Genomic DNA, 12,407 nt, shown 5'->3' on the forward strand with positions numbered 1-12,407 from the left:
TCAGCGGGTTTTGTTGTAACGGAAGGATTGGGCGACGGCTTTCGTTTCCTGATAAACCAGCGCCAAAAACCAAATCAGGGTGACGGTGACCGCAAAACCCTGTAAGATTCCCCAGACGGAAAAAGCCACTGGGGAGGTGACCGGGTGAAAGACGGAAAGAATGGTTGTGTCATTTTGCAGAGAATAATTGAAAAACGGAAAAATGATGATGGTGATCAGTGCCGCAAGGAACCCGTGCAGGATTTTGGCGGCAAAGTAAGGATAATACCGGATGTCTGTCCGGCTGATCATGCTGGCGATTTGGGCATGGATGGAAAGGCCGTTCCATCCGATGATCAAGCTGACAATGGCCAATTTATAAAGAATCGGGACGGACGGGTCGACGGAACTGGCAACTTGCGAACCGACGGTGATTTCAAACAACCCGGCTAAAATGGATTCGGACAGTTCCGGCGGAAATGAAAAAAAGGTCAACAGATTGGAGATGCCTTTCAATAGCGGTGCCGTGACCCCCACATAGTTGATCAGATGGGTCAACACGGAAAACATCATGATAAACCCGCCGATTAAAAGCAAGGTCTGAATGGCAGATGTGACGGATTGCCCGATGAGTTGCCCCAGTGTCCGGCCGTCTTGAATCCGGGCCCGGTGCATTGCCGCCATGGCACGGGTCAAAATAAACCCTTTCTTGATGCCGGGGGGAGGGGTCGGCGTGGCTTGTTTTTCATAAAAGCGCATGGAAAATCCGACGATAAATGCGCTGATGTAGTGGGCAACGGCCAGGATCAAGCCGACGGATTTATTTTCAAAAAAACCAACAGCCACCGCTCCGAAAATAAACAAAGGTCCGGCGGTGCTGGTAAAGGATATCAAACGCTCCCCCTCTTCTTTGGAAACCAGATTTTGTTCCCTTAAACGGGCGGTCAGTTTGGCGCCCATGGGGTTGCCGGAAATCAAGCCCACGGCCATGACAAAAGCACCGGCACCCGGAACACGGAAGATGGGGCGCATCAAAGGCTCCAACAATACGCCGAGAAAATGGACCACTCCGAAGCCCATCATCATTTCCGCCGTGATAAAAAACGGCAACAATGCAGGAAAAACGACGTCCCACCAAATATGTAATCCTCTTAATGATGATTTCACGGCTTGCTCCGGGTACATGACCAGGATCACCGCGATGAATAAAGCGACGGATGCCAGCAAAACGGTTTTTAATTGACTTCGGAGAAGGGCTGGATTCATATGCATTCTCTCCTCACAGTAGCTGCATCAATACCATGTCTACGCAACGGGATGGTGGATTAGACCGCTTTGTCCAAATGTTTCGGAAATGCAGATGAGAAAGAAAGGTGGGAAAGGGATGACCAGACCCAAAATCGGATTGGCTTTGAGTTCGGGAGGGGCCAGGGGGTTTGCCCATTTGGGCGTTTTGAAAGTCCTGAAAGAAGAGGGTATTCCCGTCGACTGTGTGGCCGGAAGCAGCATGGGAAGCATCATGGCTGTTCTTTTGGCCAACGGCCTGGATCTTGACATGTGCGAAAAACTTGCTTGTTCTTTAAAAAGAAAATATTGGCTTGATTTTACGGTTCCGCGAAAGGGATTTGTCCCGGGGGAAAAGGTGAAAGCGTTGATTCGCCTGCTTGCACATCATAAGAAATTGGAAGAATTGCAGATTCCGACCGCGATTGTGGCCACTGATCTCGTTACAGGGGAACCGGTTGTGTTTACCGAAGGGCCTGTCGATCAAGCGGTTCGGGCCAGCATTTCCATTCCGGGCATTTTTGAGCCGGTGATCCGGGGAGATCAGGTGCTGGTCGACGGAGGGGTGGCGGACCGCCTGCCCGTTTCGGTGGTGAGAAAACTGGGGGCTGATTTCGTGATCGCCGTGGATGTCATCCCGAGGGCGCCGCAAGCTGAGATCCGAAATATTTTTGATGTAATTACACAAACTTTAATTATCATGGAAAAACAAATAACCGGCCAAAAACGGTCAACCGCCGACTTTTTGATCCATCCGGATGTAGGGGACATCCAAGTGACATCTTTTTCCAGAGTGGAAGAATGCATCCGGCGGGGGGAAGAAGAAGCCAGAGCCCAAATCGACAAATTGAAAGAACGAATCCATCACTGGCAAGGAGAGAAAGCATTGAATGAATTCATGGACTAAACGGGAACGGATTCCTGTCATTGCCTTCATCGGACTGGTGGCGGTCATCGGAGCCCTGTTTCTTGTTCCCATCCCGTATTACACGATTTCGCCGGGATCGGCCGAAGATGTGAGTCCGTTGGTGAACGTAAAGGGGCATCCGCCTGATGAGCAGGGGGATTTTTATCTGACGACGGTCTCGATGAAGGAAGGGGTCCTGGTTGATTATCTGTACAGTTTCCTGTCCGGGAATGTGGATTTGATTCCCGAAGAGAAAGTGCTGGCCGAAGGCGAGTCGGACGAAGACTATGAACGCAGGCAAGCGGAAAGCATGCAAATGTCACAAAATCATGCTGTGATCGCCGCTTACCGGTATGCCGGGAAACCGGTCACGGTCCGTGTGCGGGGAATTGAAGTTTTGCGTTTGATCGACGGGTCCGGCGGGCTTGAGGAAGGGGACCTGATTACGCAGATCGACCGTCAACCGGTCCGGTCGGTGGAACAGTTGACCGGTTACCTCAGCCGGAAGAAAGCCGGGGAGAAGGTTCATGTCCGTGTCGTCCGCCAACAAACCCCCCGGGACCTTCTGGTCCGATTGACTTCCCTGCCGGCAACGAAAGGAAAAGAAAAAGCCGGCCTCGGCATTGTGCCCGTTTTAAAAACCGAAATTCAAACCGATCCTTCTGTCCGGATTGACAGTGCAAAAATCGGAGGGCCTTCAGCCGGGTTGATGTTTTCCCTGGAGGTGTTAAACCGGTTGATGCCGGAAGATTTGACCCGTGGTTACCGGATCGCGGGCACCGGCACCATCTCGCCGGACGGGCAAGTCGGGCAAATCGGGGGCATTGAGTATAAAATCACGGCGGCGGCCGAAAAAGGGGCGGAACTCTTTTTTTGCCCCGCAGACAAAACCCCTGCTGACCAAAATGAAAAGTTGGCAAAAGCGACGGTGAAAGCAAAGAAATTTCCGATGAAAGTGATCCCGGTCCGTTCTTTAAACGAGGCCGTGGAGTATTTGAAACGGTTGCCAAGTCAAAAACATTGACAGAGATTGGTTTGATATCTTATAATAACCCTGTTTTTACACAAGGAGTGGAATTATGCAGATTTCTCTGCACCAATTAAACCAGGCAAAAGATGGGCTGTTGTTTGTAGAGGATACGATTCACTTGACATTGGATGAAGAAGTATCCGGACTTGAACAATTAGCGCCGGTTGACGTGAAAGCCCGTGTGGAGATGGTTGATCCTCATTTTTTTGTTGCCAAAGGGGAATTATCAACCACCGCTGTGTTTTCTTGCGCCAAATGTTTGAGTGAATTCAAGCAGGAAATCAAAGCGAGCTTTGAAGAACATTTTACAGATGATCCGCACCGGGCCGTGGAATCCGAGGAGCAGGAAATTCATTTGGCCGATGAAAATAAACTGGATTTGACTCCGTTTATTCGGGAAGCCTTGTTGCTCCAATTTCCTTATATTCCTGTGTGCCGGGAAGATTGCAAAGGGCTGTGTCCGGAATGCGGAAAAAACCGGAACACTGAATCGTGCCGGTGCCGGGTTGAAAAAATCGACCCCCGGCTTGCGGTTCTGGGGGACTGGTTTCAAAATAATGCGTAACAGTATATGAAACTTCCCGGGCTTGTGTTACATTCTTAGAGGGGGTGAAACAAATGGCAGTACCTTTTCGGCGTACATCTAAAACGCGTAAACGCAAACGTCGTACTCATTACAAACTTTCTGTACCGGGTATGGTAAATTGCCCGCAATGCGGAGCACCCAAATTATCCCACCGCGTATGCAAAGAGTGTGGATATTATAAAGGCTCTGAAGTGGAAGGAGTCGTGAACGACTGATTCACGGGCTCCAAAGACAACAGGACTGGCGCTTTGGTTCGCCAGTCTTTTTTTGTTGTCAAATGACTCTTTTTTTTATATACTGAATTAGTACCAGGTATTAATAACTGATCATAAAAACGGGAAAGGTGGTGACTCCGTTATGCGGTTATCCAAAAAAGAACGGCAACAGCAAGTGATCCGGGCTTTTGAAGACGAACCGTTCCTGACGGATGAAGAATGTGCCAAACGATTTGGCGTGAGTATTCAAACCATCCGTTTGGACCGGTGGGAGCTGGGGATTCCGGAATTGCGCGAACGTATCAAGCACATGGCTGAGAACCATTTGGATCGTGTCCGGTCCTTGTCGTTGGATGAAGTGATCGGTGACGTGGTGGATTTGCAGCTCGACCATAGCGGAGTTTCCATCCTTGAAATAAAAAAGGAGTATGTTTTTGCCCGCAATCACATTGCGCGGGGACATATTCTGTTTGCTCAAGCCAATTCACTGGCCATCGCCGTTGCCAACGCGGAAGTCGCCCTGACCGGGGCGGCGGGAATCCGTTTTGTCAGACCGGTTTATCTGGGGGAAAAATGCATTGCCAAAGCCAAGGTCGTCAAAAAATTATCTTCCCGGTTGCAGGTGGACGTGCTGACAAAAGTGAACGGCGAAACCGTTTTTCAAGGCACATTTGATGTGTATTGCCTGGAAGATAAGGAGCTTGTTAAGGAGGAGCTTTGATGCGGATAGCAATTGATGCACATGGAGGAGATCATGCTCCGGACGCAGTGGTGGAAGGGATCAGACAGGCGAAAGAAAAATGGCCGGATTTAAAGATCATTTTAATCGGCCTGAAGGACATGGAAGATCAATTGGCCTTGGATGGCGTTGAGTTCCGGCCGGTGACGGAAAAAATCGAACCGGAAGACAAACCGACCCAAGCCGTTCGGCGGAAAAAAGATTCTTCCATCGTTGTGGGTTGCCAGATGGTCAGAAAGAAAGAGGCCGATGCGTTTATCAGCGGGGGAAACACCGGTGCGCTGATGGCGGCGGGTTTTTTCCACGTCGGCCGGTTGAAAGGAGTCGACCGTCCCGCACTGGCTCCCGTTTTTCCGACCCTCAACGGAAAAGGAATTCTCGTGTTGGATGTCGGCGCAAACCCGGAGGCCAAACCGGAGCATTTAAGGCAGTATGCGACGATGGGAAGCATTTATGCCGAAAAGGTGTTGGGTTTTGAGTCTCCGCGTGTCGGGTTGCTCAATATCGGGACCGAAGAGGGGAAAGGAACAGAACTTACCCGGGAAGCCTATGCGCTGATCGAAAAAGATTTGGCAGCCCGGTTTGTGGGAAATGTGGAAGCCCGCGACATTTTGGAAGGGCCTTGTGAAGTGCTCGTCTGTGACGGTTTTACCGGAAATGTGCTTCTGAAAAACACCGAAGGGGTGGCCAAAGCGGTTTTTGGCCGTTTGAAACAGGAACTCACGGCCAATTTGATGACAAAGTCCATGGCGGCCTTGTTGAAACCGCGCTTGAAAAAGTTTGCCCAAGCGATGGATTACAAGGAGCATGGAGGAGCTCCGCTTTTGGGGCTTAAGGGGCCCGTGATCAAAGCGCATGGTTCTTCCGATGCCAGAGCCTTTTGTAATGCCATCCGGCAAACACGCCGTTTTTTGCAACACGATGTGATTTCGCGGATGGAAGAGGAATTGTCTTAGGAAGAGAGGAGCTGGAAAATGAGGTCAGTGGGTATATTGGGAACGGGATCCTATTTGCCGGAAAAAGTGTTAACCAATGCCGATTTGGAGAAAATGGTGGATACCAATGATGAATGGATCGTAAGCCGGACAGGCATTCGTGAGCGCAGGATTGCGGCTCCGGAAGAAGCTTCTTCCGATTTATCCGTCAAAGCGGCGGAAAAAGCACTGAAAAAAGCCGGGATCCGTGCCGAGGAGCTTGACATGATCATCGTCACGACCGTGACACCGGATATGAATTTTCCGGCGACGGCTTGCTTGGTGCAAGACCGGCTCGGTGCCAAAAAAGCAGCCACGTTTGATTTGTCGGCCGCATGCACCGGTTTTATTTACGGAATATCAACAGGTGCACAGTTCATTGCAACGGGTGTATACAAATATGTGCTGGTGATCGGGGTGGAATGCCTGTCGCGCATTGTTGACTGGACCGACCGGAACACTTGTGTGTTGTTCGGCGATGGTGCCGGAGCCGCGGTGCTCGGTCCGGTGGAAGAAGGATATGGCTTCTTGTCTTTCGAATTAGGAGGAGACGGTTCGGGAGGCAATTTGTTGAATTTGCCGGCGGGAGGATCCCGTCTTCCGGCTTCTGAGAAAACCATCCGGGAGCGCCTTCATTATGTGCATATGTCCGGACGGGAAGTGTTTAAATTTGCGGTGCGCGTGATGGGAAATGCCACGGAAGAAGCACTGGCCAAAGCAGGTTTGTCAAAAGAAGACATCGATTTTCTTGTTCCTCACCAGGCGAATATTCGCATTATCGATTCTGCAGTGAAACGGCTGGGCCTGACCGAAGACAAAGTGGTTGTGAACCTGGACCGCTACGGGAACATGTCATCCGCCTCGATTCCGGTTGCTCTCGATGAAGCGGTGGAACGCGGACTGATTAAAAAAGGGGATACGATGGTTCTCTGCGGTTTTGGCGGCGGCCTGACCTGGGGGGCAACCGTTTTGAAATGGGCGTTGGATTAAAGAAGAGGGAGGAATCCGAGTGAGCAAGATCGCCTTTGTTTTTCCGGGCCAAGGTTCGCAAAAAACCGGCATGGGATTGGAAATATACAAGGCCACGGAGACCGCGAAACAAGTATTTGCCGATGCGGACAAAACGTTGGGGTATGCCTTGTCGCAACTTTGCTTTGAAGGGCCGGGAGAACAGCTTCGCTTGACGAAAAACACACAGCCTGCCATCCTCACGACAAGCATCGCCTTGTGGAAAGTGCTGGATGCGCAGTTGGACCGAAAACCGGATTTTGTAGCCGGACACAGCTTGGGGGAATATTCCGCATTGGTGGCTGCAGGCTCCCTTTCTTTTGCGGATGCCGTTCTCACTGTACATAAACGCGGAACCTACATGGAAGAAGCGGTTCCGGCCGGTGAGGGGGCAATGTCTGCCGTAATGAACCTGGATCGCGACAAACTGGTGGAAATTTGCAAAGAAGTGTCGCACGAAGGACACGTGGTGGAACCGGCAAATTTCAACTCCCCGAACCAGATTGTGATTTCCGGTCACCAAGCGGCGGTCAAAGAGGCAGGGGAAAAAGCGGTGGAAGCCGGGGCGCGCCGTGTGATTCCGCTTTCGGTCAGCGGACCGTTCCACTCTTCGCTGATGCAACCGGCCGCAGACCGTTTGGCGGACCACCTGGCATCGGTTCCGATCCGCGAGGCGAAAGTGCCGGTGGTGGCCAATGCCACGGCACGGGGAGTGACGGATTCCGAAGCGATTCAGCAACTGTTGGTGCAACAAGTGGCTTCCCCGGTTTTGTGGGAAGACAGTGTGCGATACATGCTGGAGGAAGGGGTCACCGTCTTTGTCGAGATCGGAGCCGGAAACGTATTGTCCGGACTGATCAAAAAAGTGGACCGGAAAGTCAAGACCCTCTCCGTTCAGGATCCGGAATCGTTAAAACAAGCGGTTGAAACCTTACAATCTCTCAAATAGGGAAGGAGAGACTGCGGATGTTGACAGGGAAAATTGCATTTGTGACGGGCGGTTCGCGCGGGATCGGACGAGCCGTGGCGCTGTCTTTGGCCGATGCCGGTTGCGACGTGGCCGTCTTTTACGCGGGAAACCATCAGGCTGCGGAAGAAACGGTGGCGGCCATCAAAGAAAAAGGGCGCAATGCCGTGGCGGTTCAAGTTGATGTTTCCAAAGCGGATCAAGTGGAACGCGCTTTTAAGGAAGCGGAATCCACTTTGGGGAAAGTGGATATTTTGGTGAACAATGCCGGCATCACGCGGGACAACTTATTGATGCGCATGAAAGAAGAAGACTGGGAACAGGTGATTGACACCAACTTGAAAGGAGTCTTCCTGTGCACCAAAGCTGTTGCCCGCACCATGATGAAGAAGCGGAGCGGCCGGATCATCAACATCAGTTCCATTGTCGGCATTGTCGGCAACCCGGGACAAGCCAATTACGTCGCGGCCAAATCCGGAGTGATTGGGATGACCAAAACGATTGCAAAAGAACTGGCCGGCCGCGGGATCACCGTGAATGCCGTGGCACCGGGTTACATCGATACCGACATGACCAGCCGGTTGGATGACACGATCAAGGAGCAGATGTTATCCGCCATTCCGCTGGGCCGGTTTGGCAAACCGGAAGATGTGGCGGAAGTCGTCAAGTTTTTGGCTTCCGATGCCGCCGCTTACATCACCGGTCAAACCATTCAGGTGGATGGCGGCATGGTCATGTAATCCGTTGATTGCTTGTCCACAATCAAATGCGTATAATACGAAAGGGAGGTGAAAGAAATGGCAGAAACAACGTTAGAACGAGTGAAAAAAATCATTGTGGAAAACTTAAGCGTTGAACCGAGTGAAGTAACGTTGGAAGCAAACATCAAAGAAGATCTCGGTGCAGACTCTCTCGATGTGGTGGATCTCATCATGGAACTCGAAGATGAGTTTGACATGGAGATCTCCGATGAAGAGGCTGAAAAAATCGCCACGGTCGGAGATGTCGTGGAATACATCGAAAAAAACCAACAATAAGCATTTTTTGTACTTATTCTAAAGTCCCGTATCATGCGGGACTTTACACACCTAATCGTATGAATGAGGAAAGGCGGTGGACCAGATGAACCGGGTTGTCATCACTGGTCTTGGAGTCATTTCTCCTCTGGGCAATGATATTGATACCTTTTGGAATCATTTGATTCAGGGAAAATCCGGAGTGAGTACGATCACGCGGTTTGATACTTCGGATTTTGCAGTCAAGATTGCTGCGGAAGTGAAAGATTTTAATCCATTGGATTTTATGAATAAAAAAGATGCCAAAAGAATGGACCGCTTTGTCCAATTTGCCGTGGCCGCATCCAAAATGGCTCTTGAGCATGCCGGACTGGACATGGACAAAGTGGAAAAAGAACGGGTCGGCACTTACATCGGCTCGGGAATCGGCGGACTGGAAACGTTGGAGGAACAGCACAAAGTCATGATGAAACGGGGACCGCGGCGGGTCAGTCCTTTCTTCGTTCCCATGATGATTGCCAATATGGCATCCGGTATCGTTTCCATTCAAATCGGGGCCAAGGGACCCAACAGCGCGGCCATTTCGGCATGTGCCACCGGAACGCACTGTGTCGGCGATGCTTTTAAAATTTTGCAACGCGGCGATGCAGACGTCATGATCGCGGGTGGAACCGAAGCCACCATTTTGCCGATGGCAGTTGCCGGTTTTTCAGCGATGGGGGCATTGTCCACCAACAATGAGGCTCCGGAAAAAGCCAGCCGTCCGTTTGACAGGGACCGTGACGGATTTGTCATGGGGGAAGGCGCCGGCGTGTTGGTTCTGGAAACCTTGGAACATGCACAAAAACGTGGAGCCAACATCATTGCGGAAGTTGTCGGATACGGCATGACTGCGGATGCTTATCACTTGACAAGTCCTGATCCGGAAGGGGACGGGGCAAAACGCAGCATGCTGATGGCTGTCAAAGATGCCGGACTGGAGCCGGAAGATGTGGACTACATCAATGCACACGGCACGTCCACCGATTACAATGACAAATTTGAAACCATGGCGATCAAAGGCGCATTTGGCGAGCATGCCAAACGTTTGGCCATTAGCTCGACCAAATCCATGACCGGCCATTTGCTGGGGGCAGCCGGCGGCATTGAAACCATTGCAACGGCACTCGCCATTAAAGAAGGCATTGTTCCGCCGACCATCAACTTGGAAAATCCGGATCCGGATTGTGATTTGGATTATGTTCCGAATGAAGCGCGGAAAATGCGGGTGCGTGCGGCCCTGTCCAATTCGCTCGGATTCGGGGGGCATAATGCAACCATTGCCTTGAAAGAATATCAGGAGGCATAAGGAAAAGGGGTGAAACGGAATGGATCTGGCACGATTGGAGCAAATCACCGGATTAAAGTTTCATAACCGAAAACTATTCCAACAAGCGTTCACCCATACTTCATTTACGCATGAGAAAAAGGCGACCGGCGTGCATCCGGATAATGAGCGGTTGGAATTTTTGGGGGATGCCGTTTTGGAATTGGCGGTTTCAGAGTATTTGTTTCAACGGTATCCCAAAATGAGCGAAGGAGACTTGACACGCACGAGGGCCCGTGTCGTGTGTGAAGCTTCATTGGCCTCCTTTGCCAAAGAGTTGGGATTTGGTGAACATGTCCGCTTGGGAAAAGGAGAAGAGATGACCGGAGGACGTTCACGGCCATCTCTTCTGGCTGACGTGTTCGAAGCGTTTATCGGAGCGCTCTTCTTGGACAGCGGGCTGGAGCAGGTGAAAAAGTTTTTGGAGCGCGTTGTGTTTCCAAAAGTGAATAGTGATTGGCTGAAAAACATGCTGGATGCCAAAAGTCAATTGCAGGAAGTCGTTCAGCAAGGACGGCTGGGAACTTTGGAATACCGCATTGTGGAGACAAAAGGTCCGGCTCATGACCGCCATTTTGTCGTCGAGGTGTGCTTGGACCAAAAACCTATCGGGAAAGGGACGGGCCGGTCCAAAAAAGAGGCGGAACAACGTGCTGCTTCAGAGGCGTTGGCAAGATGGAGAACTTAAGCGTATGAACCACCGCAAATATACATTACGGTGGTTTTTGTTTTTGATAAGAGGGGGGGAGAAACATGGAAGTGATTGCGCCTGTTTTTTTTCAAGTTTTTTCAATCATGGCCATCATTCTCCCTGTTTCCGGGGGGATTTTTGCTTTGTTCCTGTTGTACAGAGGGGTGAAAGCATTGGAAGGGATCCGGGACACCTTGGAAAAGTTTGCAGGTGGCCAAAACCCGAAAAATGAGGAGCACCCAGATGAACAAAACTGAAAAGGGGATAGACCTTTCCGTTTGCATCCATTATAATTGATAATAAATATCATTTTCAGCAAGCGGAAAGGGGTTTTCAACATGCCCCCTGTCAGTTATGCAGTGGATATCTTACCGACGCAATTTCATATTGTCTTTCCGGAAGAAAATGATTCCTCTTTCATGTTGCTTTCCGGGCGGGAACTGTTGAAACATGAAGTGTGCGTTCGTTTGTTGGAAGAGTGGTCGGAACGGATGAAGGTGAATTCCTTGAGCGTTGTGGCTTCTCAATTTTCCAAACATTACAGTTTTACGGTTGTGGTTCCTGCTTTGTATGCGATGAGCGCATTAAATGAACGATTGGATTTTTCGCCGGACAATGTGCGGATTCAAACCACTTGGCAACATCAGCGTTTGAACATGCAATTGCAATTGCGCGATTGGAAAGCACAACCGATGAGGGAGAAAAACCGGAAGTTTTTGCGTGAGCAATTATTGACATCATTATTTACTCATCATATTGCTCCCCTTTGGCATCAATTGCACCGTCTGACCGGCATTCCTTTATCGATTTTGTGGGAAAACCTCGCCGGATATATTTATTGGTTATATGAATCCAAATTAAAAGAAGATGACCAGGTGAATCCGTCCTTGGCCCAAGATGATTTTCATTATTTGCTTTCCGGGGCGGAGGCCGGCATGTTTCGCGAAAAAGTTCAACCCATTGGCCGTTACTATGCCGGTGCTCAGGCAAGAGTCCGAAAAACTTGTTGTTTGTATTATCTGGCCAGTGAAGATCAGGTTTGTTGCCAAAATTGTCCGCGCTTACAACAACGCGGCCCGGCAAATGGATGAAACAAGGACGATATTTCAGGAAAAGCCGCTTCGACATTTACCGGGAGGCGGCTTTTTTTTAGAGGAAATAGCGGTTAAACCGGAAAATCAAGTAATAAGCGGTCTGAAAGGAGAGGAAGGATCATGGATTTTTGTTCGTATCAGGACTTTCAAAAAGTGGAACTGAGGATCGGGCAAATTGTCAAAGTTGCTCCTTTTCCCAAAGCCAAAAAACCCGCCTACCAATTGTGGATCGATTTTGGCGAAAAGCTGGGAGTGAAAAAAAGCAGTGCCCAAGTGACAAAACGGTATCAGCCGAAAGAGCTGGAGGGCCGGAAAGTGGTCGGTCACCAATTTGCCGCCCAAGCAGATCGCCGATTTTCAATCGGAAGTGTTGGTGCTCGGAGTTGATTCGGTCCAAGGCGGGGTGACACTCTTGGACAACGATCATGAAGCTCCTTTGGGAAGCAGGGTTTATTGACAGACGGATGTTGATGAATCTGTGATCAATATGAAAAAAATCAATCCCGCCCGTTTTTTTGTGCTAAAATATATCAGTTCATCCACTTTGTAAG

The 12,407-nt window shown here is 50.2% G+C and carries 16 protein-coding genes; 15 read left to right on the plus strand and 1 reads right to left on the minus strand.

All coding sequences use genetic code 11. The annotated features are described in order from the left end of the window. Positions 1-1,245, minus strand: coding sequence for a sporulation integral membrane protein YlbJ (gene ylbJ / locus FA954_RS06235; RefSeq protein WP_037994853.1), 1,245 nt, complete (start codon positions 1,243-1,245; stop codon positions 1-3). 118 nt (positions 1,246-1,363) lie between these two features. On the opposite strand from ylbJ, the gene FA954_RS06240 reads away from it, so the two are divergent. The 15 genes from FA954_RS06240 to FA954_RS06310 all read left to right on the plus strand — a co-directional run bounded on the left by FA954_RS06240 (position 1,364) and on the right by FA954_RS06310 (position 12,243). Continuing rightward, the gene (locus FA954_RS06240; RefSeq protein WP_037994851.1) at positions 1,364-2,170 is read left to right on the plus strand and encodes a patatin-like phospholipase family protein; all 807 of its coding nucleotides are present in this window, start codon (positions 1,364-1,366) and stop codon (positions 2,168-2,170) included. Continuing rightward, positions 2,154-3,194 (plus strand): SepM family pheromone-processing serine protease, encoded by a 1,041-nt coding sequence (locus FA954_RS06245; protein WP_052186677.1) that lies wholly within the window; start codon positions 2,154-2,156, stop codon positions 3,192-3,194. The genes FA954_RS06240 and FA954_RS06245 overlap by 17 nt, the downstream gene beginning before the upstream one ends. Positions 3,195-3,249: 55 nt before the next feature. Next, positions 3,250-3,765, plus strand: a complete 516-nt coding sequence (locus FA954_RS06250; RefSeq protein ID WP_138614924.1) for a YceD family protein — start codon at positions 3,250-3,252, stop codon at positions 3,763-3,765. 53 nt (positions 3,766-3,818) lie between these two features. Beyond that, positions 3,819-4,001, plus strand: a complete 183-nt coding sequence (gene rpmF, locus FA954_RS06255; RefSeq protein WP_082240639.1) for a 50S ribosomal protein L32 — start codon at positions 3,819-3,821, stop codon at positions 3,999-4,001. A gap of 142 nt (positions 4,002-4,143) precedes the next feature. After that, positions 4,144-4,722, plus strand: a complete 579-nt coding sequence (fapR, locus tag FA954_RS06260) for a transcription factor FapR (protein ID WP_037994849.1) — start codon at positions 4,144-4,146, stop codon at positions 4,720-4,722. Further along, positions 4,722-5,696: a phosphate acyltransferase PlsX gene (gene plsX / locus FA954_RS06265; RefSeq protein ID WP_037994847.1), complete on the plus strand. Its 975-nt coding sequence runs from the start codon at positions 4,722-4,724 to the stop codon at positions 5,694-5,696. The genes fapR and plsX overlap by 1 nt, the downstream gene beginning before the upstream one ends. An 18-nt stretch (positions 5,697-5,714) precedes the next feature. After that, positions 5,715-6,704 (plus strand): beta-ketoacyl-ACP synthase III, encoded by a 990-nt coding sequence (locus FA954_RS06270; protein ID WP_037994845.1) that lies wholly within the window; start codon positions 5,715-5,717, stop codon positions 6,702-6,704. Positions 6,705-6,723: 19 nt separating this feature from the next. Further along, positions 6,724-7,671, plus strand: a complete 948-nt coding sequence (gene fabD, locus FA954_RS06275) for an ACP S-malonyltransferase (protein ID WP_049720263.1) — start codon at positions 6,724-6,726, stop codon at positions 7,669-7,671. A gap of 17 nt (positions 7,672-7,688) precedes the next feature. After that, a complete protein-coding gene (fabG, locus tag FA954_RS06280; protein ID WP_037994841.1) occupies positions 7,689-8,429 on the plus strand; it encodes a 3-oxoacyl-[acyl-carrier-protein] reductase in 741 nt (246 codons plus the stop codon). A 57-nt stretch (positions 8,430-8,486) separates the two neighbouring features. After that, positions 8,487-8,726 carry an acyl carrier protein gene (gene acpP / locus FA954_RS06285; RefSeq protein ID WP_037994838.1) on the plus strand — a complete coding sequence of 80 codons (240 nt, stop codon included), beginning with the start codon at positions 8,487-8,489 and terminating at the stop codon, positions 8,724-8,726. An 85-nt stretch (positions 8,727-8,811) separates the two neighbouring features. Further along, entirely contained in the window at positions 8,812-10,053 is a 1,242-nt protein-coding gene (gene fabF, locus FA954_RS06290; RefSeq protein WP_037995103.1) for a beta-ketoacyl-ACP synthase II, read from the plus strand. A gap of 19 nt (positions 10,054-10,072) precedes the next feature. Beyond that, positions 10,073-10,759: a ribonuclease III gene (gene rnc / locus FA954_RS06295; RefSeq protein ID WP_049720261.1), complete on the plus strand. Its 687-nt coding sequence runs from the start codon at positions 10,073-10,075 to the stop codon at positions 10,757-10,759. A gap of 65 nt (positions 10,760-10,824) precedes the next feature. Beyond that, positions 10,825-11,019: a DUF8066 domain-containing protein gene (locus tag FA954_RS06300; RefSeq protein WP_037994836.1), complete on the plus strand. Its 195-nt coding sequence runs from the start codon at positions 10,825-10,827 to the stop codon at positions 11,017-11,019. 81 nt (positions 11,020-11,100) lie between these two features. Next, on the plus strand, positions 11,101-11,853 hold the full coding sequence (fhuF, locus tag FA954_RS06305) for a siderophore-iron reductase FhuF (protein ID WP_062843173.1): 753 nt from the start codon (positions 11,101-11,103) through the stop codon (positions 11,851-11,853). A 123-nt stretch (positions 11,854-11,976) separates the two neighbouring features. Then, positions 11,977-12,243, plus strand: coding sequence for a hypothetical protein (locus tag FA954_RS06310; protein WP_369792446.1), 267 nt, complete (start codon positions 11,977-11,979; stop codon positions 12,241-12,243). Positions 12,244-12,407 lie beyond the last annotated feature (164 nt).

The organism is Thermoactinomyces vulgaris (assembly GCF_005886755.1).
Classification (GTDB): Bacteria; Bacillota; Bacilli; order Thermoactinomycetales; family Thermoactinomycetaceae; genus Thermoactinomyces; species Thermoactinomyces vulgaris.